The following is a 26,885-nucleotide window of genomic DNA, read 5'->3' on the forward strand; positions in this document are numbered from 1 at the left end:
CGGGCGATGTCCATCGGCGGATATCTTTCCACCATCGGGCATGTGGGGCTCATTGGCTTCGTCCTCTTCGGGCCCGGCTTCGATGCCGACCCCCTTCCGATGGACGACATTCAGGAGGTGAGCGTGCTCTCGGAGGCCCAGTTCGACGCGCTCTTCGCGCCCCAGCCTGTGGCGCCCGAACTGCCCGTCGCTCTGGCCGAGCCCGCACCGGCGGCGGAGGCTACGCCCGCACCCGCACCCGAAGCCGCGCCGCCCGAGACGGCCGACGCCCCTGCGCCCGCGCCGCCGCCCGAACAGGAGGCCCCGGCGCTCGCGCCCGAAGAGGCACCCCAGGCCGAGGCCACCGAGGAGATCATTGTGCCGCCCGCGCCCGAGGCCCCTCAGGCCATCGACGAGCCCATCGTTTCCGACCGGCCCAATGCACGGCCCGCGCCCCGCGTCGCACCGCAGCCCATCGCACCGCCCGCCCCCGATGCGCAGGTCTCCGAGGAGGTGCAGGAGGCTGCCGCCCCCGAGCCCGAGGCCGAGGTGGTGACCGAGGCCGAAGAAGAGCAGGCGACCTCGCCCGAGGAAGCCACCACCGAGATCGTGACCGAGGCCGAGGAGGCACCGCCCAGCGGCGCCGTCACCGCATCCTTGCGCCCGCAGGCGCGTCCGAACCGGCCACAGCCCCAGGCGGAGCCCGAGCCCGCAGCGGAGACGGAGACGGCAGCCGCACCTGCAGAGGACGAGGCGCCCGTCGACCCGCTCGCCGCGGCCCTCACCGAGGCCTTGCAAGATCAGCCCGCCGCCGAGAATACGCCGACGGGCCCACCGCTCACCGGCGGGGAGCGCGATGCCTTCCGCGTGGCGCTCTCGCGCTGCTGGAACGTGGGCTCGCTCTCCACCGAGGCGCTAGGCACCACGGTCGTCGTGGGCTTCGACATGAACCGCGACGGCACCCCCGTGAACGCCTCCATCACGCTCCTGACAAGCTCCGGCGGCTCCAACGCCGCCGCGCAGCAGGCCTACGAGGCGGGACGTCGCGCAATCATCCGCTGCGGCGTTGACGGCTTTGACTTGCCACCCGAGAAATACGAGCAGTGGCGCGAAATCGAGATCACGTTCAACCCAGAAGAAATGAGGATCAGGTGATGCGGTTTTTGTTGGCGATTGTCCTTTTGTGGGCGGCGAGCCTCGCACAGGCGCAGCAGGGGCCGCTTCGGCTGGAGCTGACCGAGGGCGTGATCGAGCCTCTGACCTTCGCGATCCCCACGTTTGAGGCCGAGAGCCCTGCGGCGGGGCGTCTCGCGCAGGATGTGAGCCGGGTCATCGCCGCCGATCTCACCGGCACGGGGCTCTTCCGCGAGATCCCGCAGACGTCCTTCATCGCGCAACGCGCGGCCTTTGCGGCGCCCGTCCGCTTTCCGGATTGGCGGGCGATCAACGCGCAGGCCATGGTCACCGGGGCCGTCAACGTCGACAGCGCCGGGCGCGTCACGGTCAAGTTCCGCATCTACGACGTGTTCTCAGGTCAGGAGCTCGGCACGGGTCAGCAGCTCGTCGGCACCGAGGGCGGCTGGCGGCGCATGGCGCACAAGGTGGCCGATCAGGTCTATGCGCGGATCACGGGAGAGTCGCCCTATTTCGACAGCCGCGTCGTCTTCGTGTCCGAGAGCGGGCCCAAGGGGAACCGTCGCCAGCGCATCGGGATCATGGATTACGATGGCGCGAACGTGCAGTTCCTGACGGACTCGAGCGCCATCGTGCTCAACCCGCGCTTCTCGCCCACGGGCGACCGGATCCTCTACACCTCCTATGAGACGGGCTTTCCGCAGATCTTCGTGCTCGACGTGGCCACCGTGGGCCGCCGCTCGCTCGACGTGGGGGACGGCTCCATGGGCTTTGCACCGCGCTTCGCGCCGTCGGGGCAGCGCGCGGTCTACAGCCTCGAGCAGGGCGGCAACACCGACCTCTATACGATCGACCTCGGCTCCGGGAACCGCCAGCGCCTCACCTCCGCGCCCTCCATCGAAACCGCGCCGAGCTTCAGCCCCGATGGCCGCCAGATCGTCTTCGAGAGCGACCGCTCCGGCACCCAGCAGCTCTACGTCATGCCCGCCGGTGGCGGCGAGGCGCGGCGCATCTCCTTCGGCGACGGGCGCTATTCGACCCCCGTATGGTCGCCCCGGGGCGATCTGATCGCCTTCACCAAGCAGATCAGCGGGCGCTTCGCCATCGGGGTGATGCGCGTGGACGGCTCCGAGGAGCGCCTGCTCTCCGCCTCGCCCCTCGATGAAGGTCCCACTTGGAGCCCCAATGGCCGCGTGATCATGTTCACCCGCGAGACGCTGGGCGAGACGGGCGCGCCCTCGATCTATTCGGTGGACATTACCGGACGTAACCTGAAGCGCGTGGACACGTCCGGCGCGGCCTCCGATCCTGCCTGGGGCCCGCTTCAGCCGTAACGAAGCTCTGATGCGGAGCACATTCCCCCGCGCCGGCAGCTGTGGTAATGATTAACAAAAATGAGGACGAGCAGACCCATGACCCATTTCATTCGCTTTCTCGCGCTTTCCTTCGTGCTGCTGGCCGCGGCCTGCGCGTCACCTGACCGGTTCGGCGAAGGCGCCGCAGGCGGCGGCGTGGGTGTCAACGCGGGCGTCGTGCCCGGCTCCGCGTCCGACCCGACCTCGCCGGCCTTCTTCCAGCAGACCGTGGGCGACCGCGTGTTCTTCCTCGTGGACCAGTCCACCCTCTCACCCGAGGCGCAGACGACGCTCGAGGCGCAGGCGCAGTGGTTGCTGACCAACACCGATTACCAGGCCATCATCGAGGGCCATGCCGACGAGCAGGGCACGACCGAGTACAACATCGCCCTCTCCGCCCGCCGCGCCAACGCGGTGCGCGAATTCCTCGTGGAGCGCGGTATCGCCAGCAATCGGCTGCGCACGCTGCCGCTGGGCAAGGAGCGCCCGGCCTCCCTCTGTGGCAACGAAAGCTGCTGGTCCCAGAACCGCCGCGCGGTGACGATCATCTCCACCGGGGCCGCGCTGAGCTGATGCGGGCGCTCGCCCTAGCGCTCTGCCTCCTTGCTGGACCCGCGCTCGCGCAGGACCAGGAGACGCTGGCTGATATCCGGCAGGAGCTCTCGGTGCTCTTCGTCGACATCCAGCGCCTCAAGCAGGAGCTCAACACGACCGGAGCGCCCACGGGCGCGGGCGGCGGCTCGGTCCTCGACCGTGTGAACGCCATCGAGCAGGAGCTGCAACGACTCACCTCCAAGAGCGAGGAGCTCGAGTTCCGCATCGACCGCATCGTGCGCGACGGCACCAACCGCATCGGCGATCTCGAGTTTCGCATCTGTGAGCTGGAAGAGGGCTGCGATATCGCGGCGCTGGGCCAAACGCCGACGCTAGGCGGGGTGGATGCCGCACCGGAGCCCCCCGCGGCGCCCGCGCCGGACACATCGGGCCTCACCGTCAACGAAAACGAGGATTTCCAGGCGGCGCAGACCTCCCTTGCCAGCGAGGAGTATGCCGCGGCCGCCGATGCCTTTGCTGCCTTCGTGGCGACCTATCCCGGCGGGCCGCTCACGATCGACGCGCAGTATTTCCAGGGCGAGGCCCATGAAGGGCTGGGCGAAATGCGCGCCGCGGCGCGCGCCTATCTCGCCGCCTTCACCGCCGATCCCCTGGGCCCGCGCGCGCCCGATGCGCTCTTCAAGCTCGGCACGTCGCTGGGCGCGCTCGGTCAGACATCGGAGGCCTGCGTGACGCTGGGCGAGGTCACGAACCGCTTCCCCGGGGGCGAGGCCGCCGCCCGCGCCGTGGCCGCCCAAGGCACGCTTGGCTGCTAGAGGGCAGGCGGGCGGCCCCGCCGCTGACCTGCCGCGGCACTTCGCCGAGGAAATGGGCCGCCTCACCGGCCCCGACTTCCCAAAACACCTCGTGCTCGCCGTCTCGGGCGGGGGCGACAGCATGGCGATGCTCTATCTCGCGGCCCCCTGGGCGCGGGTCATGGGGATCACGCTTTATGTCTGCACCGTCGATCACGGCCTGCGCGAGGACGCGGCGGAGGAGGCTGCGCTCGTGGCCCGCGCCTGCGCAGAGCTCGGGCTCTTTCACCAGACGCTGGACTGGCGCTGGGACAGGCAGGGGAATCTGCAGGAGGCCGCGCGCGAGGGACGGCTCGACGCGATCATGCGCTGGAAGGGCGCAGTGCGGCACGTGCTCATGGCCCACACCGAGGACGATCAGGCGGAGACCTTCCTCTTGCGGCTGGCGCGGGGCTCGGGCGTCGACGGGCTGAGCGGCATGGCGCCGCGCGCGGAGCGGATGCAAGGGATGCGGATGGACCCTCTCCACGCGCATCCCGACGGCCCGCCCTGGCCGCCGACGTTCGAGGGCGGCATGGTCATCCTGCGCCCGCTTCTCGGGGTCAGCCGCGTGGCGCTGCGCCATTACCTCACAGTGCTCAAGATCGAGCATGTGGACGATCCCACCAACGACGATCCGCGCTTTGACCGTGTGAAGGTGCGCCGGGCACTGCCCGCCTTGGCCGAGCTCGGCCTGACGACCGAGCGGCTCGCCGCCACCGCGGCACATATGGAGCGCGCACGCGAGGCGCTTATGGTCCGCGCCCGCGCGGCCGATGCTGCCTGCCGGCTGGCCGAAGGGCGCATGATCTCCGACGTGGTCTATGACCGGGATGCGTTCGCGACGCTCGAGCGGGAGACGCAGCTCCGCCTCCTCGCCGCCGCCGTGCAATACGTCGCCGACCAGCCCCAACGACCCCGACTCGCGGCCCTTGAGACCGCGCTTGACCGTGCCTCGGCCGGCGGCGCTACCACGCTGCATGGCGCCTACATCCTGCCCCACAAGGCGCGCCTTTTCGTTTGCCCGGAATACGAGCGCATCAAGGATATGCGGCCGGAAGGTGGCTACTGGCGCGGGCGCTTTTTCGTGGGCGAGAAGGACATCCGCCCCCTAGGCGTGGCCGGCGCCGCGCAGCTCAGGGACGAGACTGATCTTCCCGCCCGTGTCCTCTGGCCCGCGCCCGCACTTTGGGACGGCGACCGCGTCCTCGCGAGCCCCCGGATCGGCCATAACCCGCACTGGAACCCGGAATCGTGGGGCCGCGGCTACACGGCATTGCTCACTTCGCGTTGAACATGTCGCGATAACCTCTATCTTTGAGATCAAAGCCTGCGCTTAGAGCGCGCAATATTTCCTTCAAAGGAGACACCCTTGGGCAACGCACGCAACTTCGCCTTCTGGATCGTGCTCTTCCTGCTCCTGCTCGCTCTGTTCCGCCTTTTCGGCGGCGACGGCGCCCAGAGCGCGAGCACGAATTCGAGCTATTCCGACTTCGTGGCAGCCGTCGAAAGCGGCAATGTCACGACAGCCGAGATCGATGGAGAGAACGTCACCTACCAGCGGACGGACAACCGCACGCTGACCACCGTGCGCCCTGACGGCGCTGACGTGGCGCAGCTTCTCATCGACAATGGCGTCGATACGCAGGTGCGCCCGCAGGAAGACTCGATCTTCCAGACGCTCTTCCTGACGCTTCTCCCGTTCCTGCTGCTCATCGGGGTCTGGGTGTACTTCATGAACCGGATGCAAGGCGGCGGTCGCGGCGGAGCCATGGGCTTCGGCAAATCGCGCGCCAAGCTGCTGACGGAGAAGCATGGCCGCGTGACGTTTGACGACGTGGCGGGCATCGACGAGGCCAAGGAAGAGCTCGAAGAGATTGTCGAATTTCTCCGCAACCCGCAGAAATTCTCTCGCCTCGGCGGCAAAATTCCCAAGGGCGCGCTGCTCGTGGGCCCTCCGGGTACCGGTAAGACGCTCCTCGCGCGAGCTATCGCGGGCGAGGCGGGCGTGCCGTTCTTCACCATCTCGGGCTCGGACTTCGTCGAGATGTTCGTGGGTGTGGGTGCCTCCCGCGTCCGCGACATGTTCGAGCAGGCGAAGAAAAACGCGCCCTGCATCGTCTTCATCGACGAGATCGACGCCGTGGGCCGCTCCCGTGGCGTGGGCTATGGTGGCGGCAACGATGAGCGCGAGCAAACGCTGAACCAGCTCCTTGTGGAGATGGACGGTTTCGAGGCCAATGAAGGCATCATCATCGTCGCGGCCACCAACCGCCCCGACGTGCTCGACCCCGCGCTGCTCCGCCCAGGCCGTTTCGACCGCCAGGTCCAGGTGCCGAACCCCGACATCAAGGGTCGCGAGAAGATCCTCGGCGTCCATGCCCGCAAGGTGCCGCTTGGCCCCGATGTGGACCTGCGCATCATCGCGCGCGGCACGCCCGGCTTCTCTGGTGCGGATCTCGCGAACCTCGTGAACGAGAGCGCGCTCATGGCCGCCCGCGTGGGCCGCCGCTTCGTGACGATGGAAGATTTCGAGAACGCCAAGGACAAGGTCATGATGGGCGCCGAACGCCGCTCCATGGTCATGACCGAGGACGAAAAGAAGCTGACCGCCTATCACGAAGCCGGTCACGCCGTCGTGGGCCTCTACGTCCCGCAGCACGATCCGATCCACAAGGCGACGATCATCCCGCGGGGCCGCGCCCTTGGCCTCGTCCTGTCCCTGCCGGAGCGCGATCAGCTCTCCGTCTCCAAGACGAAATACACCTCCAAGATCGCCATGGCGATGGGCGGCAAGGTGGCCGAGGAGATCAAGTTTGGCGCCGAGAACGTCACCTCCGGCGCGACCTCCGACATCCAGCAGGTCTCGAAGATCGCGCGCGCGATGGTCACGCAATTCGGCTTCGCTGAAGAGCTGGGCCACGTGGACTACGCGAACGAACAGCAGAGCTATCTCGGCAATTACGGCGGCGGCACCAACCACAGCCAGGCAACGCAGCAGGTCATCGACCAGAAGGTCAAGGAGCTGATCGACGAGGGCTACGAGACCGCGAAGCGTATCCTCACCGAGCATCAAGACGAGTGGGAGAACCTCGCCCAGGGCCTCCTCGAATACGAGACCCTTACGGGCCCAGAGATCCGCAAGGTCATGAACGGCGAGGCGATCACGCGTGGTGATGACGACGATGACGGTGACACGACCGGCACGCCGTCGATCACTTCGATCCCGAAAGCCAAGGGCCGCAAGAAAGACACCCCGCCCTCCGGCGGAGACCTCGAACCGGAACCCACCTGAGTGATCAAGCCCCGCCTCAACGCGGGGCTTTTTCTTTCCAGCGGCTGCGTTGCATGGGACGGCGCGCGATCTCGCACCGAGCGCCGGAGCGGCGTTGAAGCCGCTTAAAAGCGAATGGTAATTCGCTTAAGGCACTGCGGGACGCCTTGCCCCCTGGAGAAATCGGATGCCTGCCCTCAAACCAACGGCTTTTGCAGCCAAGATTCTCTGGATCGGTCGCGTGGACGACAGGGACGCGAGCCTCGCCTCCACCTCGTTGGACGCCGTCGACATCACCTTCGCCGGCATTGAGGGAGAGGCCCATGGCGGCCTGATGCGGCCGTCCTGCTCCCGTGTCTCTGCGCAGCATCCGCGCGGCACCGAGATCCGGAATTGCCGGTAGCTGTCCGTCGTCAGCCGGGAAGACCTCGCCGAGATCGCGGCCGAGATGGGCATCGAGGCCCTTCACCCGCACCAGATCGGTGCCTCGCTCATGCTGGAAGGCCTCCCCGATTTCACCCACGTACCGCCCTCATCGCGGCTGCAGGGACCGTCCGGTGTCACGTTTGTCGTCGACATGGAAAACCGGCCCTGCCACCTGCCAGCGCGCGTCATCGACGAGACGGAGCCCGGGCGCGGAAAGCTCTTTCGCGAAGCGGCGCGGGGACGGCGCGGTGTGACGGTGAGTGTCGAGCGGGAAGGGCGGCTGGCGACGGGAGACACGCTCACGCTGCACATCCCGGATCAGCGGCCCTGGCGTCACATCGAGGCCGCGCGCGCCTGACGCCAGCGGCGCGGGAAGACCCCCCCCCCGACGGCGACGGGCGCCTTTCGGGTAGCGCTTCCCACGGCAGCGTCGCCGCGCTAAATCCTGCCGCCAAGAAGGAGCACCCATGCTGACCGCCATTGCAGACCAATCGCGACGGAACGCAGCGCTCCGGCTCGTTTACAGCTTCCTCGCGCTTATGGCGGCCGTGATCGCTGCGAGCCTCCTCCTGCAGGGCGTCGATGTCGCCCTGCGACGGGAAACCGGCGGCGTGGAAATCGCCTCGGTGCTCACCACCGCCTGCGCCGCTATCCTCGCAGTCGTGTTGATGCAGCGACACGATCGTGGCCTTTATTCCGTGGCCGCGCTGCTGGCGCTCTTCGCACTCCGCGAGCTCGATTTTCACGATTGGTGGTTCGAGCCCGGCCTCCTCCATGCGGGTATCTTCCAGAGCGCGGCGCCACTCTGGCAGAAATTCGTCTCCGGCCTCACGATGCCGGCGATCCTCGCGGTCCTCGCGGATGTCGCGATCCGCGGGCTACGCCCTTTTCTGCGTGCGCTTCGCGCAGGGCACGGATGGGCGCGGCTCGTGATCGCCGGCGGTTTTCTCGTGGTACTCTCGATCCTGCTCGACGGATTGCCCGCCCGCCTTGGCCCGGAGATGAGCCAGGGGGCGGCGCGCATCGCTGGGATCGTCGAGGAATGCGGAGAGCTTGCGCTCTTTGCCTGCCTCCTTCTCGCGGTGGCGGTCTGGCCGTCTCGCCCGCCCGCGTAGCCCCGCTGTCGTCGCGCTTCGCTCCCGTCGTTTCCGATCCGCCCCAGACTTCCCATACCGTGGACGCGGGCAGCCCGCGAGATGTCGGAAATGGCGCTCAGGGCCGTGGCCATTTCGCGCTAGGCGGCTCATGAACACGATCGTATACCGCTGGGAGGCCGCCCGATGGGCTTTAAGACCGACATCGAAATCGCCCGAGAGGCCAAGAAGCAGCCGATCCAGGAGATCGGCGCGAAGCTCGGGATCGAGGCGAACGATCTGCTGCCCTACGGCCACGACAAGGCCAAGGTCAGCCAGGATTTCATCAACTCGACGAAGGACCGCGAGGACGGGCACTTGATCCTCGTGACAGCGATCAATCCGACGCCCGCGGGCGAGGGAAAGACGACGACGACGGTGGGTCTGGGCGACGGTCTCAACCGGATCGGCAAGCGCGCTATGATCTGTATCCGCGAAGCCTCTCTCGGGCCGAATTTCGGCATGAAGGGCGGGGCCGCGGGGGGCGGCATGGCGCAAGTCGTGCCGATGGAGGAGATGAACCTCCACTTCACCGGTGATTTCCACGCGATCACGAGCGCCCATTCGCTCCTGTCGGCGATGATCGACAATCACATTTACTGGGGGAATGCGGAGGGCATCGACACCCGCCGGGTCACCTGGCGGCGCGTGGTGGACATGAACGACCGCTCGCTGCGCCAGATCACGTCCTCGCTCGGGGGCGTGGCCAATGGCTTTGCCCGGGAGGACGGGTTCGACATCACGGTGGCCTCCGAGGTCATGGCGTGCCTGTGCCTCGCTTCCGACCTCGCGGATCTGCAGAAGCGACTGGGCGACATGATCGTGGCCTACCGGCGTGACCGCTCGCCGGTCTTTTGCCGGGACGTGAAGGCCGACGGCGCGATGACGGTGCTCCTCAAGGACGCGATGCAGCCGAACCTCGTGCAGACGCTGGAGAACAACCCGGCCTTCGTCCATGGCGGGCCCTTCGCCAATATCGCCCATGGCTGCAATTCCGTGATCGCCACCAAGACCGCGCTCAAGGTGGCCGATTACGTGGTGACCGAAGCCGGCTTCGGCGCGGACCTCGGCGCCGAGAAGTTCATGAACATCAAGTGCCGAAAGGCCGGGCTCGCGCCCTCTGTCGTCGTCTGCGTGGCCACCGTGCGCGCGATGAAGATGAATGGCGGCGTGGCCAAGGCCGATCTGGGCGCGGAGAACGTCGCGGCTGTGGAAGCGGGCTGCCCCAATCTTGGCCGCCACATCGAGAACCTGAAAGGCTTTGGCGTGCCGGTCGTGGTGGCGATCAACCAATTCGTTACCGACACCGAGGCGGAGATCGAGGCGGTGAAGGCCTATGTGGCCGCGCAGGGCGCCGAGGCCGTTCTCTCGCGGCATTGGGAGCTCGGCTCCGAGGGCTCGGCGCCTCTGGCGGAGAAGGTGGTGGAGGTCATCGAGGCGGGTGTCGCGGACTTCGCCCCGCTCTATCCCGATGCCATGCCGCTTGCGGAAAAGATCGAGACGATCGCGAGGAAAATCTACCGCGCCGAAGGTGCCGTGATGGATCAGAAGATCCTGGGTCAGCTCAAGCTCTGGGAAGAGCAAGGCTACGGCGACCTTCCGGTCTGCATGGCCAAGACGCAGTACTCGTTCTCCACCGACCCCAATGAGCGCGGCGCGCCGACGGGCTTCACCGTACCGGTGCGGGAGGTGCGGCTTTCGGCCGGGGCGGGCTTCATCGTGGCCGTGTGCGGAGAGATCATGACCATGCCCGGGCTGCCGCGCGTGCCGTCGGCGGAGGCGATCCGCCTCAACGCGGCCGGGCAGATCGAGGGACTATTCTAGCGGGTCGCCGGGCGGCACTGTTCCTGCGCGCGCCGTGCGGCGTGCTCGGAAGGCGCCCGCCCACCGACCCATGGCGACAGGAGGTAAAAAATGACCCACGTGGCTGAGATCTACTGGCAGGCCGAGGGCAATGTGGCCGCGGGTGAATATAGCCGTGCCCACACCTGGGGCTTCGACGGCGGCGCGGAGGTGGCGGCGTCGGCCTCGCCGGACATCGTGCCGGTGCCGCTCTCGCAGCCCGAGGCCGTGGACCCCGAGGAGGGCTTCGTGGCCGCGCTCGCCTCCTGCCATATGCTCTGGTTCCTCGATTTCGCGCGGCGGGCGGGCTTCGTGCCCGAGAGCTACACCGACCATGCCGTCGGTCACATGGAACAGACCGAGGATGGTGGGCTCTGGGTCGCGCGCGTGGATCTGACGCCCTACACCGTCTGGTCCGGCGCGGCGCCCTCGGAAGAGGAGGAGACGGCGCTCCATGCCAAGGCCCATGCCTCCTGCTTTATCGCGCGCTCGGTGAAGACGGAGATCGTCGTGCGCTTGAGCCAGTACGCCGAGGCGGTGGCGGAATGACGGCGCAGGTGATCGACGGGAAGGCCTTCGCGGCGCGGGTGCGGGAAAAGGTGGCGGGGCACGTGGCGCGCCTGCGCGAGGAGCACGGGATCACACCGGGCCTCGCCGTGGTCCTCGTGGGCGAGGATCCCGCGAGCCAGGTCTACGTGCGCTCGAAGGGGCGGCAGACCGTGGAGGTCGGCATGGCCTCCTTCGAGCATCGGCTCGACGCAGACACCGACGCCGAGACGCTGCTCGCGCTCGTGGCCGAGCTCAACGGCGACCCGAGCGTCCATGGCATCCTCGTGCAGCTGCCCCTGCCTGCCCATCTCGATGCCGATGCCGTCATCGGCGCGATCGATCCCGCGAAGGACGTGGACGGGTTCCACATCTCCAATGTCGGGCTGTTGGGGACCGGGCAGAAGGCCATGGTGCCCTGCACGCCGCTGGGCTGCCTGATGATGCTGCGCGAGCACCATGGCAGCCTGTCGGGGATGGACGCCGTGGTGATCGGGCGCTCCAACATCGTGGGGAAACCCATGGCGCAGCTCCTCCTCGGAGAGAGTTGCACCGTCACCATCGCGCATTCTCGGACCAAGGATCTGCCGGACGTGGTGAGACGCGCGGATATCGTCGTGGCGGCCGTGGGCCGCGCGGAGATGGTGCCGGGGGACTGGATCAAGCCGGGGGCCACGGTGATCGATGTGGGGATCAATCGCGTGGAGGCCGGCGAAGGCAAGACCCGCCTCGTGGGGGATTGCGACTTCGACAGCTGCGCAGCGTTGGCAGGCGCGATCACGCCGGTGCCGGGCGGGGTGGGACCCATGACCATTGCCTGTCTCCTGGCGAATACGGTGACGGCGTGCTGCCGGGCCCATGGACTCGCGGAACCTGAAGGGCTTACGGCCTAAATTTCTTTCGAAGAAATTTGCCAAGCGTTTTGGCAAAACGCTTTTGCGCCTAAATGCGAGAGATGGAGTTACCGTCGAAGATCGAGGCGTGGTTCAGCCGCCGGGGCTGGGCACCGCATCCCCACCAGCGTGCGATGCTCGAGCGGAGGGAGGCAGCGTCGACGCTGCTCATCGCGCCCACGGGCGGGGGCAAGACGCTGGCGGGCTTCCTGCCGACCCTGGCCGATCTTGCCCGTGCGCCCCATGCAGGTCTGCACACGCTCTATGTCTCGCCGCTCAAGGCGCTGGCCGCCGATATCAAGCGCAACCTGCGCACGCCCGTGGAGGAGATCGGGCTCGATATCCGCATCGAGGATCGCACGGGCGACACGACCGCCACGCAAAAGAAGCGGCAGCGCGTGGACCCGCCGCAGATCCTGCTCACGACGCCCGAGTCGCTCGCGCTGCTCACCTCCTACGAAGACGCGCCGCGCATGTTCGCGGGCCTCGAGCGCATCGTCATCGACGAGATCCACGCGCTCTCGGAATCAAAGCGCGGCGACCAGCTCATGCTCGCGCTCGCGGCGCTCGAAGCCATGGTGCCGGGCATCCGTCGCGTGGGGCTCTCGGCCACGGTGGAGGACCCGACCGCCATCGCCACGTTCCTCGCCCGGCACCCTGAGCCCTGCGAGATCCTCGAGGCCGATCCCGGCCCGCCGCCCGATATCGCGATGCTCGAAACCGAGGAGCTGCCGCCCTGGTCGGGCGGCGGAGGAAAATACGCGATCCCGGCGATCCTCGAGGAGGTGAAGAAGCACAAGATCACGCTGATCTTTCACAACACGCGCGCGCAGGCGGAGCTTTTCTTCCACAACCTGTGGCTGGCCAACGAGGAGGGGCTGCCCATCGGCATCCACCACGGCTCGCTCTCCAAGGAGCAGCGGCAGCGCGTGGAGGGCGCGATGGTGGAGGGTTCGCTCCGCGCCATCGTCTGCACGGGCTCGCTCGATCTCGGGATCGACTGGGGCGATGTGGACCTTGTGATCCAGGTGGGAGCGCCGAAGAACGTGAAGCGGCTCGTCCAGCGGATCGGGAGGGCGAACCACCGCTACAATGCGCCCTCGAAGGCGCTGCTCGTGCCCGCGAACCGCTTCGAGGTGGTGGAGTGCATCGCGGCGCTTAAGGCAGTGGAGGATCACGATCTCGACGGCGATCCGGCGGGGCCCGGGCCGCGGGACGTGCTCTGCCAGCACATCCTTATCGCCGCCTGCGCGGGGCCTTTTGACGAGGTCGCGCTTTACGACCAGATGCGCACGGCGGGGGCTTACGCTGGGCTCGCCTGGGAGGAGTTCGAGGCCTGCCTCGATTTCTGCGCCACGGGCGGCTACGCGCTCCGCACCTATGACCGCTGGCAGCGGCTGAGGAAGCGCGACGACGGGCTCTGGGAGCTGCGCGACCCGCGCGCGGCGCAGCGCATTCGCATGAATATCGGTACGATCCAGGACACCGATACGCTGAAGGTGCGCCTGAAGAATCGCGCGGGCGGCAAGCCCTTGGGCGAGGTGGAGGAGGGCTTTGCCGCCACGCTCACGCCGGGGGATACCTTCCTCATCGGCGGGCAGATTGTGCGCTACGAAGGGCTGAAGGAGATGACCGTGGAGGTGACGCGCCGCGCCTCCGACAAGCCCAAGATCGCCACGTTTCTCGGCACGAAATTCGCCACCTCCACGCGGCTCACGCACCGCATCCTCGAGAGCTTCAAGCAGGACGACTGGCCGGAGCTGCCGAGTCACACGCGGGACTGGCTGCATCTGCAGCGGAAGGTATCCAAGCTGCCGGAGGCCGACCGCCTGCTGGTGGAGAGCTTCCCCCATGACGGGCGCGCGCAGACGGTGGTCTACGGCTTTGCGGGCCGCAACGCGATGCAGACACTGGGGCTGCTGGTGACACAGCGGATGGAGGAGCAGGGGCTCGGGCCCATGGGCTTCGTGGCGACGGATTACGCGACGCTGATCTGGTCGCTCGACAGCGTCACCGATCCTGCGCGGCTCTTTGATCGCGAGGGGCTCGTGGAGGGGCTCGAGACGTGGCTCGCGGGGAATGCGGTGATGAAGCGGACGTTCAAGGCCTCGGCCAATATCGCGGGGCTCATCGAGCGGAATACGCCGCAGAGCCGCAAGAGCGGGCGGCAGGCGACGTTCTCCTCCGACATCCTCTATGACACGCTCCTGAAATACGATCCCGACCACGTGCTCATGCAGATCACGCGGGAGGAGGCGACGCGGGGCCTAGTCGATTTTGGGCGGATCGAGGAGATGCTCGACCGGATCGGAGACCGCATCGACCACCGCGTCCTGAAGCGCGTGACACCGCTGGCCGCGCCGCTCTTCCTCGAAGCCGGGCGGGTGCCGGTAAAGGGGCTGGCCGACGAGCGGCTCATGGCTGAGGAGGCCGAGCGGCTCATGGAGACGGCGGGCCTCGACGAGATCGACAAGGCGGAAAAGAAGCCCAAGGAGAAGCGCTGGGCGGTGCCGTTTTGAGCGCGGCCCGCAATAAGAAGACACCTGTCATCTCGTGACCAGGGGATGAACGGCGCCGCGGTCCGAGTGGGCGGGGGCGGAGGTCCCGGATCAGATCCGGGGCGTGAGGCACGGGTTCAGAACGTCAGGGAGGGGTTGCCGCGTCCGCGTCCATGGGCGAAGAACACATCATGAACGGGCACACGTTCTCCTTGGCAGGAGCAGAGCTTTCAGCACGGCCGTCAGGCGCGCTTCACTGGGGTGACGCGTCCATGCTTGTCGTATCCGATCTCCATCTCGGGAAATCCGATCGCATTGCCCGCCGCTCCGGCGCGATGCTCCCGCCCTACGAGACGCGCGACACGCTCAGCCGCCTCGAGGCCGACCTTCGCGTGACACGGGCCAGAACGGTCGTGTGCCTTGGCGACAGCTTCGACGATCTCGCCGCCGCCGAGAGCCTCGACGAGGAAGAGCGGCTCTGGCTTGCGCGTCTGCAAGCCGGGCGGCGCTGGGTTTGGATCGAGGGGAACCATGACCCGGGCCCCGTCGATTTCGGCGGCACGCATCTCTCCGAGCTCCCGGCGGCGCCGCTGACTTTCCGCCATATCGCCCGTGGCGGTGCCAGCGGGGAGGTCAGTGGGCACTACCATCCGAAGGCAAGCCTCCACGCCCGTGGCCGGGTGATCACGCGGCCCTGCTTTCTCTACGACAGTGACAGGGTCATCCTGCCAGCCTACGGCACCTACACCGGGGGTCTACGCACCGATCACGAGGCGCTGGTCGGGCTCATGCGAGAAGACGCCTGCGCTGTGCTCACCGGGCGCATGGCCCACGCCATCCCCATGCCGCGCTGAGGGCGTCGCCGTTAGAGGCGGAGCAGCCCGGCCTCTTCCAGCTCCGGCAGCTTGCCTTTGCTCACCGGGATGAGCTCGGCATCCGCGCTGACGAGATAGTGCTTGGTCCCGTCGCGCTTGGCGCCCGTCACGGCATCCCGCGTGACCCAGTGGGAGCGGTGCGTGAAATAGCCTTCTACACCGTCCATCTCCTCGACCGCGTCGGCGAGGCGCATCCGGACGGTATGGCAGCCTGCGGGTGTCACGATCTCCACGAAATGGCCCTTGCCGGACAGGCGCAAGATCGGGCCCGGCGTGCCTTCCGGGAGGCGGCGGAGGAGGCGCGGGTTCTCCGGCTCCGCCTCCGCGCTCTCTTCGGAGCCGAGCGCCCCGTGTATCACCACCCGCGCCAGCGTGATGATCGCGCCCACGAGATAGCAGGACACGACCGCCTGAAAGAGCGTGATCGGGACAGGCTCGGGCGCGAAATAGAGACCGACGCCGGGCCATAGGAAAAGCAGGATGAGGGGCGCGGAGATCACGAGCCGCCCGATTTCCCGCTGTCGGAAGCTCAGCCACGGCAGGAAGGTCTCTTCTACCGTCATGGCAAGGCCGATCATCAGCAGGCCCCAGCCGACGATGCAGGTCCACAGGATCGCGCGGTCCGCGAGATCAAGGAGCAGGAATGTCCCGAAGGGGCCCATATAGGCGGCAACGGCCGAGGACAGCACCCACACGGCCAGATGGCCCTGGTCGAGGAGTCTCGCGCGCAAATTCCGTAAAAACACAGGCATTCAGTGACCAAGCGTCAGTAAATGCCACGACGTCTAACGATCTTTCGCGCTGCCTCAAGCTTGGGCGGCAAACATCTTGGTGATTTGGGCGTCCTGCGACGGAGCGTCCAAATGCGCTAGTGCTCGATATGCTCCTCGCGCACGAACATGTTCGCCCATGCCCTGTCGATGAGATCGGGGCGCATCTGGTAGGGGATGCCCTCGAACTCGCAGATGGAAATCATCTGGTCGATGAGGAAGACCGGCTGGTAGTTGGCGTAGATGTTGTCGATCAGCGGGTACTTCTCGCCGAGAAGATAGATCAGCGCCTCCTCATCCAGAGGCATGCCCTTCTTCTTGGCCACGAGCGCGAAGATCTTGAGGAAGTTCTCCTGGTTCGGGCCGTCGATCTTGATCTTGTAGAAGATCCGGCGAAGGGCGGCTTTGTCGAAGATCTCGTTGGGGTGGAAGTTCGTCGAGAAGATCACGAGCGTGTCGAAGGGCACCTCGAACTTCTCGCCCGATTGCAGCGCGAGGATGTCGCGGCTTTCTTCCAGCGGAACGATCCAGCGGTTCACGAGCTTCTGCGGCGGTTCTTCCTGGCGGCCGAGGTCGTCCACGATGAAGATGCCGCCGGAGCTCTTGAGCTGGAGCGGCGCCTGATAGGTGCGCGCGGTGGGGTTGTAGACCAGATCGAGCATGTCGAGGCTGAGCTCACCGCCGGTGATCACGGTGGGGCGGTCGCAGCGGACATAGCGCGTGTCAAAGCGGTTCGCTGTGCGGCGCAGGCTGTTGGGGTCATCGACCTCCGCCTCGGCCTTCGTGTGGACGATGGGGTCGTAGACGGTGATGACCTGGCCTGCATATTCGATGGCGCGCGGGATGTAGATCTTGTCTCCCATGGCGTCCCGGATCCCGTTGGAGATCGACGACTTACCGTTGCCCGGGGGCCCGTACATGAGGCAGGAGCGCCCGGCGGAGACGGCGGGCCCGAGCTGATCGAGGAGATCGTCGGGCAGGATGAGGTGGCCCATGGCGCCGAGGAGCTGGTCCTTCGTGACCTGGATATTGCGGATCGACTGCCTTTTGACCTGCTCGGCATAGACATCGAGCGGCACGGGCATGGCGCCGTAATACTCCGACTGCTCGAGCGCGTCCGCCGTGCGGCCGCGGCCGGCATCGGTGAGCTGGTAGCCCATCTCGTTACCCGAATTCGCATTAAGCGTACCGGTGGCCTCGAGGAGCTTCTGGGTCCGGCAGAGGTCCACAAGCTCCTGGACGACCGGTACGGGGAGGCAGATCGCCTCTGAGATCTCCGTTACGGTATCGAGGTTCTTCCGGAAGATGGTCTTGAGCAGGACGTCCCGCATCATGACCATCGAAAGCTGCATGTCCTCCAGCCGCTTCGGGGCCGGGGGTGCCATGACGTTGGAAACCTGCATGTTCATCGGTAGCCACCCTCAATATCGATTGCTTGCCCGGGTAGAGAGCAAGTTCGGCATTTCTTGGGCATGACTGCTCTGATATCGTGGCACGGAACCGCGCGATACGAAGCGGGAGAGGTATGATGAGCGGAACTCTGAAAGCGCTGGGCGCGGTCTCCGTGCTGTGGCTCGTATGGGCGCTGGCCCTCCTCTGGCCAGGCGGGCTTGCGGTGAGCCAGCACGAAGGCGACACGATGCATCTCATTGATATCGTGGAGCGAATGGCGCGTGGGCAGCTCCCTCATCTCGATTTCATGACGCCCATCGGGGCGGGCGCGTTCTGGCCGATCTCGGTTCTCGTGGGGGCGGGTCTGTCCATGGGGCAGGCCTTCATCGTTGCGCAGGTCGTGCTCGGGGCGCTCCTCGCGCTCGCGGCCACCTGGGTCGCCGTGGCACGCATGGCATGGCCCTGGGCGCTGGCCTTCGGCGCGCTCTCGATCGTCACCGTCATGGCGCTCATGCACGGGACCGATGACGTCGCCGTCTCGGTCTCGATGCACTACAATCGATGGGCCTGGGGGGTGACGTTTCTTGTCCTCACCATTGTCGCGATCCCGAGCGAGGGCAGGCCCGCGGCGCTCGAAGGCGTGATCCTGGGCGCCGGCATGGCCGCGCTCCTCATGATCAAGGTCACCTATTTCGCCGCCATCGCGCCCATCGTGATCATCATGGCGATCCTGACCGGTCAGCGTATGGTGCTCGCGATCGGGCTTGCCACCGGGCTCGCCGTCGCGGCCGGTCTCACGGCCGTGCTCGGGGTCGAGTACTGGCTGGCCTATCTGGGTGACCTCTTGGCCGTCGCGGGCTCCGAGGTGCGCCCGCAGCCGGGGCTGCCGCTCACGCAGCTCATCGTCGGGGCGGGCTACGTCGCCGGGACGGTCGTGGCCTTTTTCATGCTCATGACGCTGCGCCGGGCGGGCTTCGAGAGCGAGGGGCTCTTCACGCTCATGTTCTTCGTGGCAGGGACTTACATCACCTACCAGAATTTCGGCAACGATCCGATCTGGCTCGCATTCCTCGCGCTTCTGCTCGGCGTCTGGGCCGGGCAGTTGCAGGAAGAACGGCCCGAGCGGATCGTGACGCTGGGCGCGGTGGCGCTGGCGGCCATGATTGCCTCGAGTGTCGTCAATCTGGGCATGAGCCCGTTCCGGCATGCCTTCATCGACCGGGATCGTTACGTGCCGGCACTCATGGGCAGCGATCTCCACCAGGACCTCGTCTTCCTCGGTCAGCGCGCCAACATCCTCAATGCCGAGACGGCGCTCGGCCGTGGCGCGGCGCCCGTGCTCACCGCGGAAGACACCGGCGAAGAGGGCGCAGAGATCGCCGAGACGGTCGACTTCAAGGGCCGGACGTGGGAGCGCTGCGCCGCCAGCGGGAGCGCCGCCTATTTCGCCAGCATCGCGCAGGATCTCGCCGCGCAGGACCTCGCGCAGGGCGCACCGATCTTCATGATGGATATCCTCAATCCGCTTTGGCTCTTTGGTGCGCACCCTCCGCTCGAGGGCGGCGCTCCGTGGCATTATGATGGGCTGCCCGGCTTTGGGTCGGCGGAGTTCGTGCTGTTGCCCACCTGCCCGGTGCGGAGCGAGAGCTTCGCCCAGATCGCCGGGTCGCTAGAAGAAGCGGAGCTCACGCAGGTCGCCGATCGTCCGCTCTACGTGCTTTACGCCCGCTAGAACGCGGCGAGCGCGAGGTAGATCGAGAGGACCCCGCCGAGGGCGAAGCCGAGCGGGAAGCGCTTGCCGGACGTCCAAGAGGCCCAGTCGGGCACCGCACTTTGGGCGCCGAGGCGGCGCGCGAGGCGGTGGGTCACAATGGCGGCGATGGCGCAGGCCGTGAAGAGGACGATGATCAGCGTCGTGTCTTCGCGCATGAAATAGGGGCTCGATGCGGCGATAAACTTCGCGTCTCCGCCCCCCATTGTGCCCGCGGCGTAGAGCACGAGGATCGCGACGAAGACGATGGCCGCCTGTACGAGCTGCCAGAAATAGACATCCAGAGGCAGCAAAAGCGGCCCGAGCACCACGAACACCCCGAAAACGAAGAGTACTAGACCGTTGCGGATCTTGAGCTTCGCCATGTCATCCCACGCCATGTAGAGCCAGACGGGCACGGCCATGGCGAGAAAGACCAGCGCGGCGAACGGCGGGTAGGCGGGATCAAGAAGCGCGAAGAGCTCCCATGGGGGGATGACCATGCCTAGTTCGTGACGTTCGCTTCAAGCGCGCGAAGCGAGCGGACGGCGGCCTCGAAGTGCTGCGGATGGGTGTCGATGGCCTCGCGCAGAAGCCCGCGCCCGGTCGTGACGTCGCCCTGCTTGATGGCCGAAAGTGCCATGGTGTGCAGGAGCTGCGCGCGCTCCACCTGCGACATGCGCACGACGGGCAGGTCGTATTTGCGCTGCGCCCCGCGGGCCAGGACGAGGTTGTTCTTGGCCGTGAAGAGCGACGGGTCCTGCCGGATCGCATCGGTAAAGAGCACTTCCGCGTCTGCGAAATCGCCCCGCGTGAGCTTGGAATAGCCCCAGTTGTTGAGCACGCTCGAGGGCTTGGTCGTGAGCCCGGCGGCCGTCTCGTAGAAGCTGTCGGCCCTGTCCCAATCCTGGTTGCTGTCTGCGACCATGGCCTCGAGGCGGTAGCGCTTGTAGGTCTCGAAGGTCGGCGGCACCGCGTTCAGCGTCGCCTGCGCTTCCTGCCATTCGCCGTTGCGGATGTAGGCATCGGCGAGGTCCACCTGATCTTCCGAGGTCGCATCGGGATGCTTCCCCACCTCCTGCCACGCGTCGAGCGCCTCGCGGACGCGCTTGGCGCGGGTGAGCGAGGTGGCGAGACCGCGCTGGAGATCGAGCCGGTCAGGCTCCTCGCGGAGCGCGCGTGCGAAGTAGTCGACGCCCTCATTGGGGTCGGCGACGGTGAGCATGACGTCGTTGAGATTGTTTTCGTCGATGACGTTGACGGCCTTCATGGCCCGTTCGACTTCCGTCCCGCCTTGCAGGCTTTCGCAGCCCGAAACCAAGAGGGCAAAGGGCACCACGGCCATCGCAATCCGACGCATCGGCATTCTCCTGCTCTTGTCCCGCGGGCGTCTCTGCCCCCGTCAGGAACCTCAATCCGTGCGCCTCGTTGGCGGGCGCGGGCCTCGCATTCTACGGGTTGTCGGTGATCAGGTAATCTGCGCTGCCCCGACGGACCAATTGAAAGGCCTCTTCTTCGCTCTCGTTATAACGCGGGTCGTCCATTTTTGCGAGCGCTTTGCGCAGGTTATCGCGAATCTCGACGCTGTTTCCGCTGTCGAGCGCGAAGGCCGCGCGAAAGAGTTGCGCGGCTTCAACAGTTTTGCCGCGCTCCATGAGTACGACGCCGAGGTTATTGGCGATGTCGGGCGAGGTCTCGTCCTTCGATCGTGCCTGACGAAGCTGGCGTTCTGCCTGTCCGAGGCGGCCGAGGCCCAGATTGGCGGAGCCGAGCGCGAGGAGCACGTCGGGGGTAAGCCCTTCCTCGCCCGCGGCCCGCGTGAACGCCCGCAGCGCAAGCTCGTACTCATCGGCGGCCATGAGGCGGTGCCCCAGTTCCATCTCCGAGATCGCGCGTTCTCCGTCTGCCGCGGGGTAGGGGGCAAAGGGGCTTTCTTCAGGCGCGATGAGGCCGCCCGATGAACAGGCGGCCGTCAAAAGGAGCGCGCAAAGGGCGGCTATGTGTTTCATCTGCTCCTGCTCAGTACTGCCGTACCCCGGCGCCGCCATTCTGAAGCATCTCGTAGATCTCGTAGACCGAGGGGCCGATCAGAATGATGAGCAATGGCGGCACGGTGAGCATCATCGTTGCCAGTGTCATTTTGGTCGGCAGTTTATTCGCTTTTTCCTCGGCGCGCATCACCCGTTTGTCACGCATTTCCGCGGCGTAGACGCGGAGCGCTTCGGCGATGGATGTACCGAATTGCTGCGATTGGATGAGAACGGTCACGAACGAGCCCACATCGCCCACGCCCGCGCGTTCGGACATGTCCTTGAGGACGGTGGTCTTGTCCTTACCGGCCTTCATCTCGTGGGCCACGATGGCGAATTCCTCGGCCAGCGCGGGGAAGCCCGCGGCGATCTCGCGGCTCACGCGGATGATGGACTGGTCGAGGGACTGGCCGGCTTCCACGCAGACGAGCATCATGTCGAGCGCGTCAGGAAAGCCGTTCTCGATCTCTTCCTGTCGCGCCTGAAGACGCTTGGTGACCCAGTATTTCGGGATCAGGTAGCCAACGATCCCCGGCAGAAGGCCGGTGATGAGCATCTGCTGGATGGTCACCTCTTCCTGCGTGGCGTTCTGCACGATCACGAAGATCGCACCGAGCACGAGAAGCAGCGTTCCGAGCGCGAATTGCGCGAAGTGGTAGATGCGCACCGCGTTCTTGCCGCGGTAGCCCGCCTGGGTCAGGCGCAGTTTTACGGCCGAGAATTCCTCGGCGTCCTGGGGTTCGAGGAACTGAGAGTATTTCTGCAGCTTGTCGTTGCTCGCGCCATAGCGCAGCGCGTCCTTCTTCGGGCCCTTCTGGGGCTTCGAAGACTTCGACAGCTTCGAATAGGGATCCTCGGGCTGGCGCATGATCATGATGATCGCGGCCAGGACGAGGATCGCCCCGCCCACGCCGAGGAGGATGATCGGGCCGAAGGGACCCAGGGACTCGATGATACCCGTGATGGCAGCCATAAGCCTTGGCCCTTCTTACACTTTGATGTTCGTGAGGTTCTTCATCACGAACAGGTTGGCGACGAGGAAGCCGGCCACCACGAGGCAGGCAGGGATGAAGACGGGCTTCTCCATGACTTCATCGTAGTAGTTGGGCTGAATGATGTTGATCATGATGAGCGCCAGGAACGGGAAGCCCGAGAGGAACTTGCCCGACCATTTCGCCTCGGCCGTGATCGCCTTCACGCGGCGGAAAAGCTTGAAGCGCGAGCGGATGACCTTGGCGAGGCCCGCGAGCACTTCGGCGAGGTTACCACCGGAGGTCTGCTGGATCGTCACGGCAACCGCGAGAAAGCGCAGGTCCTGCATGTCGAGGCGCTCGGCCATGTGCTTGAGCGCTTCGCCCACGTCGCGGCCATAGGCGCTTTCGTCGGAGATGACGCCGAATTCGGATGCGAGCGGATCGGGGACCTCCTTGGCCACGATCGTGAGCGCCGAGGAGAACGGGTGACCGACGCGCAAGCTGCGCACCATGAGCTCGACCGCGTCAGGAAGCTGCTCCTCGATGAGCGCCATGCGCTTCTTGGCCTTGTTCGACACCCACAGGAACACGCCGCCCACGCCGATGACGAGGGCTGCGCCGATGCGGATCGGCAGGTCCGTGGCCGTGCCCACGGTGAGCCCGATGAAGGCCACGACGCACAAAAGGCCCATCACCATGACGAGCTGCGAGGGGGTGAACGCGATCCCGCCCTTTTGAGCCTTGTCGGCCAGGAGCGAGTAGAGCGGCATCTTCCGGGCGGCGAGGTGTTGGTTCATCTCCTTTCGGAGCTGCTCCATCACGTCCTCGCGGCCCGCGCCGTTCTTCATCATGTCGAGACGGCGATTGATCTTGTTGTTGAGCGAGATCGATTTGCCGAAGGCGGTGAGATAAAGCCCTTCCACGAGGACGAGCACGCCCACGAAGATCAGGCCATAGATGAACGGTTCGATACCGATGGACATGGGCTTTATCCTGCAACAACTGGTTCAAAGAGAGACGGCGGCAGGTCGTAGCCCCACATCTTGAAGCGCTCGGAATAGTGCGAGCGCACACCGGTGGCCGTGAAGTGGCCGATGATCTTGTTGTCGGGCGTGAGCCCCGTGCGCTGGTAGCGGAAGATCTCCTGCATGGAGATCACGTCGCCTTCCATGCCCGTCACTTCCGTGATCGAGACCATGCGGCGCGAACCGTCCTGGAGGCGCGAGGCCTGCACGATGAGGTTCACGGCCGAGGCGATCTGGGAGCGCACGGCCTTGATCGGCATCTCGATGCCAGCCATGGCGACCATGTTTTCCAGACGGCTCACGCCGTCGCGGGCGGAGTTGGCATGGATCGTCGTCATCGATCCATCGTGGCCGGTATTCATGGCTTGGAGCATGTCGATGACCTCCTCGCCCCGCGTCTCACCCACGATGATCCGGTCCGGCCGCATCCGCAGCGCGTTTCTCAGACAGTCTCGCTGGGTCACCGCGCCTTTGCCTTCGACGTTGGCGGGGCGGCTTTCCATGCGGCCCACATGAGTCTGCTGGAGCTGCAGTTCGGCGGTGTCCTCGATCGTGAGGATCCGCTCACTGTCATCGATGAAGGACGACAGTGCGTTGAGCGTGGTCGTCTTACCAGAACCGGTACCGCCCGACACGATCACGTTGAGCCGGGTGGCGACGGCTGCCTCGAGATAGGCGGCCATCTCCTCTGTGAAGGCGCCGAAGGTGACGAGGTCGTTGATCGCCAGCTTGTCCTTCTTGAACTTACGAATGGAGACGAGCGAGCCGTCCACGGCCACCGGTGGCACCATGGCGTTGAAGCGGGAGCCGTCCTGCAGACGGGCGTCCACGTAGGGGTTCGATTCATCGACCCGGCGGCCCACGGCGCTCACGATCTTGTCGATGATGCGGAGCAGGTGGCGCTCGTCCTTGAAGGTGATGTCGGAGAGCGCGAGCTTGCCCTTGCGTTCCACGAAGATCTGCTTCGGGCCGTTGATGAGGATATCGTTGACGTCCTCGTCCTTCAGGAGCGGCTCGATGGGGCCGAGGCCCTTCACTTCGTCATAGAGATCCTGGTTCAGCGTCTGCCGCTCTTCGCGGTTCAGCACGACCTCCATCTCCGTGAGGCTTTCGCTCACGATGGCCTGGATTTCCTGGCGCAGGTCGTTCTCGGTCGCCGTCTCGATGGCGGCGAGATTGAGGTTGTCGAGGAGCGACTTGTGCAGCTCGAGCTTAATCTCGGAGAGACGCTCCTTGCGGCGCGCTTCCTTGTCGAGCGGTGCGGCCTGGGCCGATTTCTTGGGCTGCTCCTTGCGGATCTTGCGCTGGGCGTCGACGACGGATTTCGTCGTCGGGCGCGGCTCAGGCTCCTTGGCGGCCGGCGCTTTCGCGGCCACGGCAGCGGGGACAGCGTCCCCCTTATCGTCCTTCTTGTAACGCGAGAACATGGTAGTGCCTCCTGGAGCCCTACGCCGCCTCGGCGTCGGATTGGTTGATGTCGTGGAGCGACGCGGCGAGTTTCTGGATCTCCTTGCGGAGCGGGCTCTTGCCCGCCGCTTCCGCGAGCGGCACCCCGTGGTCGCCCGCCTGGGTGACCTGGGCCCCGCCGTCTGGGAGCTGGATGTCGATGGAGATGCTCAGGCTCTCGCACATGCGCTTGATCCGTGCCTTGCCTGCGAGATCCATCATCTTCGGCGCATGGTTGAGCGCGAAGCGGATCTTCTCGAAGGGCAATTCCTCCGCCTGGAGGGCCTTCTTGAGGCGCATCGCATTCTGAGCCGAGCGCATATCGAGCTCGAGCGTGCAGAAGTAGACATGGGCAAAGGTCAGCACCGTCTCGGTCCAGCTCACGAGGGAGCTCGGCATGTCGACGATGATGTAGTCGAAGTTCGCCGCCGCCATGTCCATGATGCGCTCGATGTCCTCGGGCGTGATCAGGTCGAGCGGCACCATGTCGGAGGGCGCCGTCAGGACATGGAGCCGGTCATGGTACGTCAGAAGCGCGGCCATGAAGCTTTCGCTGTCCATGCTCTCGGTGTCCTGCAGCATCTCGAGGACCGCGTCCCGGCGGGGCAGGTCGAGGAAGGTCGACGCGCTGCCGAATTGCAGATCGAGATCGATCAGGCAGACCCGCGGCGGGTTCTTCTTGTCGATGTTGGCAAGCTCCCAGGCGAGGTTCGTGGCCAGGGTCGAGGAGCCGGAGCCGCCGGCGATCCCGTGCACGGCGAAGATCGCCGCCTGCCGGTCACCGGTGGCCTTGAGCGTGTTGCGCATTTCCTCGGGCGGCAGGGCCTCGGGCTCCGGTTGCTTGAGGCGTTCGATGGCATGGGCCAGCTCGCCTTCCGGAAGCGGGTAGGGGATGAACTCGTTGGCGCCGTTCCTGAGCAGCTGGTGGAGCGTCGCCGTGGAGAGATCCTCTGCCACGAGGATCGTCTTGATCCCCTTCGTGGCCGCCGACATCACGATATCGGTGATGACGTGGAGTTGTTCCTGGTCCTGCTCGTCGAGCGCGATGGCCACGAATTCGAGCGCTTCCGCGTCGGGTTGTTCAAAGAAGGCGAGGGCCTCGGTGAATCCGAGATCTCCCCACCGTTCGCCCAGGGCCGTCTCCATGTCCTCGATCAGAAGATCGAAATTCTGGACATCACGACTGATCGTGCACGCCACCAAGGGCTGTGGTTCGGGTTGTAACATCACGCTGCTCATCGCGACCTGCCTTTTTCGCCTTTCGGCCTTCAAAGGGGCGGAGGTCCGGGCCCAATGCCCTTCACATGATCTGCCCCACAAAGTGTGCATCCGGTTGGATGCGTACTTTTCCCTGCATCTAGGGGTGGCGGGGAAAGGGGGCGAGAATTGGGCTGGAATTCAGTAATGTCGTGGAGATTTGCGGCAAACCGCGCGATGAAACGCCGCTCTTAAACGAAAGCGGGCCGCGATGAGATCGCGGCCTGCCGAGGCTCAAAGGCCTTGTTTTACTGATCTGCGACCACGTCCGCGACGGTGGTGTCCTCGGTCGCGCTCTCCACGTATTCGCGGAAGACGACCTCGGCGTATTTGCCCTGCATGACGGTGGGGTGGGACTGCACGAAGCCCGACACTTCCGTCACGGTGCGGCGGTTGCGGCGCTCGCGATCCTCGGTGGCCACGATCGGCTGGGTCTCACCGAAGCTCACCACCGCCTCGAGGCGCGAGCGCTCGATGCCCTGCTGGCTCAGGAAGCGGACCGCCGCGTTGGCACGGGCGAGCCCCAAGCGCTTGTTGTAGGCGTTCGAGCCCACGGCATCGGTGTGACCAAAGACGCGGAAGCGCACTTCCGGGAATTGCCGGATGAAGTTCGCCTGCTCCATGAGCACTGCGCGCGCCGTGGCGTCGAGGGCCGTGGAGTTGAACGCGAAGTTGATCGTCGTGGGCACCTGCGAGGCAAAGCGCGCGCCGAGGTCCACGGCTGCCGATCTCTGGCCGGTCATGACAAGCATGTTGTTGACCGTCGGGTTCCCGAAACCGCCTTCGTCGAGGGGCGCGCCCGCCTCGCGGGCGTTGAAGTTGGCGAACTGCTGCGGCGAGGCACAGGCCGTCAGCAATGCCAGGCTGGCGATGGCTGCTGCTACGTGTTTCATGGGCC

General features: G+C 66.0%; 23 protein-coding genes and 1 pseudogene. 14 read left to right on the forward strand and 10 right to left on the reverse strand.

Annotation, left to right across the window (positions count from 1 at the left end):
- Positions 1 to 6 precede the first annotated feature (6 nt).
- The 13 genes and pseudogenes from AAFM92_00605 to pdeM all read left to right on the forward strand — a co-directional run bounded on the left by AAFM92_00605 (position 7) and on the right by pdeM (position 15,322).
- Positions 7 to 1,134 (forward strand): energy transducer TonB, encoded by a 1,128-nt coding sequence (locus AAFM92_00605; GenBank protein ID MEL7298858.1) that lies wholly within the window; start codon positions 7 to 9, stop codon positions 1,132 to 1,134.
- Entirely contained in the window at positions 1,134 to 2,447 is a 1,314-nt protein-coding gene (gene tolB, locus AAFM92_00610; GenBank protein MEL7298859.1) for a Tol-Pal system beta propeller repeat protein TolB, read from the forward strand. Before AAFM92_00605 ends, tolB begins: the two co-directional genes overlap by 1 nt.
- Positions 2,448 to 2,525: 78 nt before the next feature.
- On the forward strand, positions 2,526 to 3,041 hold the full coding sequence (gene pal / locus AAFM92_00615; protein MEL7298860.1) for a peptidoglycan-associated lipoprotein Pal: 516 nt from the start codon (positions 2,526 to 2,528) through the stop codon (positions 3,039 to 3,041).
- The gene (gene ybgF / locus AAFM92_00620) at positions 3,041 to 3,838 is read left to right on the forward strand and encodes a tol-pal system protein YbgF (GenBank protein MEL7298861.1); all 798 of its coding nucleotides are present in this window, start codon (positions 3,041 to 3,043) and stop codon (positions 3,836 to 3,838) included. Before pal ends, ybgF begins: the two co-directional genes overlap by 1 nt.
- The gene (tilS, locus tag AAFM92_00625) at positions 3,828 to 5,150 is read left to right on the forward strand and encodes a tRNA lysidine(34) synthetase TilS (protein ID MEL7298862.1); all 1,323 of its coding nucleotides are present in this window, start codon (positions 3,828 to 3,830) and stop codon (positions 5,148 to 5,150) included. The genes ybgF and tilS overlap by 11 nt, the downstream gene beginning before the upstream one ends.
- Positions 5,151 to 5,228: 78 nt before the next feature.
- Complete coding sequence (ftsH, locus tag AAFM92_00630; GenBank protein ID MEL7298863.1) at positions 5,229 to 7,151, forward strand: ATP-dependent zinc metalloprotease FtsH; 1,923 nt, start codon at positions 5,229 to 5,231, stop codon at positions 7,149 to 7,151.
- Between the two features lie 166 nt (positions 7,152 to 7,317).
- Positions 7,318 to 7,914 (forward strand): annotated as a pseudogene (locus AAFM92_00635) (MOSC domain-containing protein).
- 109 nt (positions 7,915 to 8,023) lie between these two features.
- Complete coding sequence (locus AAFM92_00640) at positions 8,024 to 8,671, forward strand: hypothetical protein (protein MEL7298864.1); 648 nt, start codon at positions 8,024 to 8,026, stop codon at positions 8,669 to 8,671.
- 165 nt (positions 8,672 to 8,836) lie between these two features.
- Complete coding sequence (locus AAFM92_00645; GenBank protein MEL7298865.1) at positions 8,837 to 10,513, forward strand: formate--tetrahydrofolate ligase; 1,677 nt, start codon at positions 8,837 to 8,839, stop codon at positions 10,511 to 10,513.
- A 90-nt stretch (positions 10,514 to 10,603) separates the two neighbouring features.
- Positions 10,604 to 11,080, forward strand: a complete 477-nt coding sequence (locus AAFM92_00650) for an OsmC family protein (GenBank protein MEL7298866.1) — start codon at positions 10,604 to 10,606, stop codon at positions 11,078 to 11,080.
- Positions 11,077 to 11,970, forward strand: a complete 894-nt coding sequence (gene folD, locus AAFM92_00655) for a bifunctional methylenetetrahydrofolate dehydrogenase/methenyltetrahydrofolate cyclohydrolase FolD (protein ID MEL7298867.1) — start codon at positions 11,077 to 11,079, stop codon at positions 11,968 to 11,970. The genes AAFM92_00650 and folD overlap by 4 nt, the downstream gene beginning before the upstream one ends.
- Before the next feature lie 62 nt (positions 11,971 to 12,032).
- Positions 12,033 to 14,489 carry a ligase-associated DNA damage response DEXH box helicase gene (locus AAFM92_00660; protein MEL7298868.1) on the forward strand — a complete coding sequence of 819 codons (2,457 nt, stop codon included), beginning with the start codon at positions 12,033 to 12,035 and terminating at the stop codon, positions 14,487 to 14,489.
- Between the two features lie 170 nt (positions 14,490 to 14,659).
- Complete coding sequence (gene pdeM, locus AAFM92_00665) at positions 14,660 to 15,322, forward strand: ligase-associated DNA damage response endonuclease PdeM (protein MEL7298869.1); 663 nt, start codon at positions 14,660 to 14,662, stop codon at positions 15,320 to 15,322.
- An 11-nt stretch (positions 15,323 to 15,333) separates the two neighbouring features.
- Here the strand turns inward: pdeM and AAFM92_00670 are convergent, their stop codons facing one another.
- Positions 15,334 to 16,074 carry a LytTR family DNA-binding domain-containing protein gene (locus AAFM92_00670; GenBank protein MEL7298870.1) on the reverse strand — a complete coding sequence of 247 codons (741 nt, stop codon included), beginning with the start codon at positions 16,072 to 16,074 and terminating at the stop codon, positions 15,334 to 15,336.
- 137 nt (positions 16,075 to 16,211) lie between these two features.
- Positions 16,212 to 17,522 (reverse strand): ATPase, encoded by a 1,311-nt coding sequence (locus AAFM92_00675; GenBank protein MEL7298871.1) that lies wholly within the window; start codon positions 17,520 to 17,522, stop codon positions 16,212 to 16,214.
- A gap of 119 nt (positions 17,523 to 17,641) precedes the next feature.
- Between AAFM92_00675 and AAFM92_00680 the strand changes: the two genes are divergently transcribed.
- A complete protein-coding gene (locus AAFM92_00680; protein MEL7298872.1) occupies positions 17,642 to 19,237 on the forward strand; it encodes a hypothetical protein in 1,596 nt (531 codons plus the stop codon).
- Here AAFM92_00680 and AAFM92_00685 read toward each other — a convergent pair.
- From AAFM92_00685 to AAFM92_00720, 8 genes are all read right to left on the reverse strand, one after another.
- The gene (locus tag AAFM92_00685) at positions 19,234 to 19,758 is read right to left on the reverse strand and encodes a prepilin peptidase (protein ID MEL7298873.1); all 525 of its coding nucleotides are present in this window, start codon (positions 19,756 to 19,758) and stop codon (positions 19,234 to 19,236) included. The two genes, AAFM92_00680 and AAFM92_00685, sit on opposite strands and share 4 nt — an antisense overlap.
- 2 nt (positions 19,759 to 19,760) lie before the next feature.
- On the reverse strand, positions 19,761 to 20,615 hold the full coding sequence (locus tag AAFM92_00690) for a tetratricopeptide repeat protein (GenBank protein ID MEL7298874.1): 855 nt from the start codon (positions 20,613 to 20,615) through the stop codon (positions 19,761 to 19,763).
- Between the two features lie 91 nt (positions 20,616 to 20,706).
- Positions 20,707 to 21,264: a tetratricopeptide repeat protein gene (locus AAFM92_00695; GenBank protein ID MEL7298875.1), complete on the reverse strand. Its 558-nt coding sequence runs from the start codon at positions 21,262 to 21,264 to the stop codon at positions 20,707 to 20,709.
- A gap of 10 nt (positions 21,265 to 21,274) precedes the next feature.
- A complete protein-coding gene (locus tag AAFM92_00700; GenBank protein ID MEL7298876.1) occupies positions 21,275 to 22,258 on the reverse strand; it encodes a type II secretion system F family protein in 984 nt (327 codons plus the stop codon).
- Positions 22,259 to 22,273: 15 nt separating this feature from the next.
- Positions 22,274 to 23,242, reverse strand: a complete 969-nt coding sequence (locus AAFM92_00705; protein ID MEL7298877.1) for a type II secretion system F family protein — start codon at positions 23,240 to 23,242, stop codon at positions 22,274 to 22,276.
- Between the two features lie 5 nt (positions 23,243 to 23,247).
- A complete protein-coding gene (locus tag AAFM92_00710; protein ID MEL7298878.1) occupies positions 23,248 to 24,711 on the reverse strand; it encodes a CpaF family protein in 1,464 nt (487 codons plus the stop codon).
- 19 nt (positions 24,712 to 24,730) lie between these two features.
- Positions 24,731 to 25,969 (reverse strand): AAA family ATPase, encoded by a 1,239-nt coding sequence (locus AAFM92_00715; protein MEL7298879.1) that lies wholly within the window; start codon positions 25,967 to 25,969, stop codon positions 24,731 to 24,733.
- Positions 25,970 to 26,235: 266 nt separating this feature from the next.
- Positions 26,236 to 26,880 (reverse strand): OmpA family protein, encoded by a 645-nt coding sequence (locus AAFM92_00720; protein MEL7298880.1) that lies wholly within the window; start codon positions 26,878 to 26,880, stop codon positions 26,236 to 26,238.
- Between the last annotated feature and the right edge of the window lie 5 nt (positions 26,881 to 26,885).

The organism is Pseudomonadota bacterium, from assembly GCA_038533575.1.
Classification (GTDB): Bacteria; Pseudomonadota; Alphaproteobacteria; order Rhodobacterales; family Rhodobacteraceae; genus Shimia_B.

What these genes read in the sequence shown, in the direction of transcription:
- AAFM92_00605 (MEL7298858.1), top strand. Translation starts at nt 7, where the DNA reads ATGTCCATCGGCGGATATCTTTCCACCATCGGGCATGTGGGGCTCATT.
- tolB (MEL7298859.1), top strand. Translation starts at nt 1,134, where the DNA reads ATGCGGTTTTTGTTGGCGATTGTCCTTTTGTGGGCGGCGAGCCTCGCA.
- pal (MEL7298860.1), top strand. Translation starts at nt 2,526, where the DNA reads ATGACCCATTTCATTCGCTTTCTCGCGCTTTCCTTCGTGCTGCTGGCC.
- ybgF (MEL7298861.1), top strand. Translation starts at nt 3,041, where the DNA reads ATGCGGGCGCTCGCCCTAGCGCTCTGCCTCCTTGCTGGACCCGCGCTC.
- AAFM92_00640 (MEL7298864.1), top strand. Translation starts at nt 8,024, where the DNA reads ATGCTGACCGCCATTGCAGACCAATCGCGACGGAACGCAGCGCTCCGG.
- AAFM92_00645 (MEL7298865.1), top strand. Translation starts at nt 8,837, where the DNA reads ATGGGCTTTAAGACCGACATCGAAATCGCCCGAGAGGCCAAGAAGCAG.
- AAFM92_00650 (MEL7298866.1), top strand. Translation starts at nt 10,604, where the DNA reads ATGACCCACGTGGCTGAGATCTACTGGCAGGCCGAGGGCAATGTGGCC.
- folD (MEL7298867.1), top strand. Translation starts at nt 11,077, where the DNA reads ATGACGGCGCAGGTGATCGACGGGAAGGCCTTCGCGGCGCGGGTGCGG.
- AAFM92_00660 (MEL7298868.1), top strand. Translation starts at nt 12,033, where the DNA reads ATGGAGTTACCGTCGAAGATCGAGGCGTGGTTCAGCCGCCGGGGCTGG.
- pdeM (MEL7298869.1), top strand. Translation starts at nt 14,660, where the DNA reads ATGAACGGGCACACGTTCTCCTTGGCAGGAGCAGAGCTTTCAGCACGG.
- AAFM92_00675 (MEL7298871.1), bottom strand. Translation starts at nt 17,522, where the DNA reads ATGAACATGCAGGTTTCCAACGTCATGGCACCCCCGGCCCCGAAGCGG.
- AAFM92_00680 (MEL7298872.1), top strand. Translation starts at nt 17,642, where the DNA reads ATGAGCGGAACTCTGAAAGCGCTGGGCGCGGTCTCCGTGCTGTGGCTC.
- AAFM92_00685 (MEL7298873.1), bottom strand. Translation starts at nt 19,758, where the DNA reads ATGGTCATCCCCCCATGGGAGCTCTTCGCGCTTCTTGATCCCGCCTAC.
- AAFM92_00690 (MEL7298874.1), bottom strand. Translation starts at nt 20,615, where the DNA reads ATGCGTCGGATTGCGATGGCCGTGGTGCCCTTTGCCCTCTTGGTTTCG.
- AAFM92_00695 (MEL7298875.1), bottom strand. Translation starts at nt 21,264, where the DNA reads ATGAAACACATAGCCGCCCTTTGCGCGCTCCTTTTGACGGCCGCCTGT.
- AAFM92_00700 (MEL7298876.1), bottom strand. Translation starts at nt 22,258, where the DNA reads ATGGCTGCCATCACGGGTATCATCGAGTCCCTGGGTCCCTTCGGCCCG.
- AAFM92_00705 (MEL7298877.1), bottom strand. Translation starts at nt 23,242, where the DNA reads ATGTCCATCGGTATCGAACCGTTCATCTATGGCCTGATCTTCGTGGGC.
- AAFM92_00710 (MEL7298878.1), bottom strand. Translation starts at nt 24,711, where the DNA reads ATGTTCTCGCGTTACAAGAAGGACGATAAGGGGGACGCTGTCCCCGCT.
- AAFM92_00715 (MEL7298879.1), bottom strand. Translation starts at nt 25,969, where the DNA reads ATGAGCAGCGTGATGTTACAACCCGAACCACAGCCCTTGGTGGCGTGC.
- AAFM92_00720 (MEL7298880.1), bottom strand. Translation starts at nt 26,880, where the DNA reads ATGAAACACGTAGCAGCAGCCATCGCCAGCCTGGCATTGCTGACGGCC.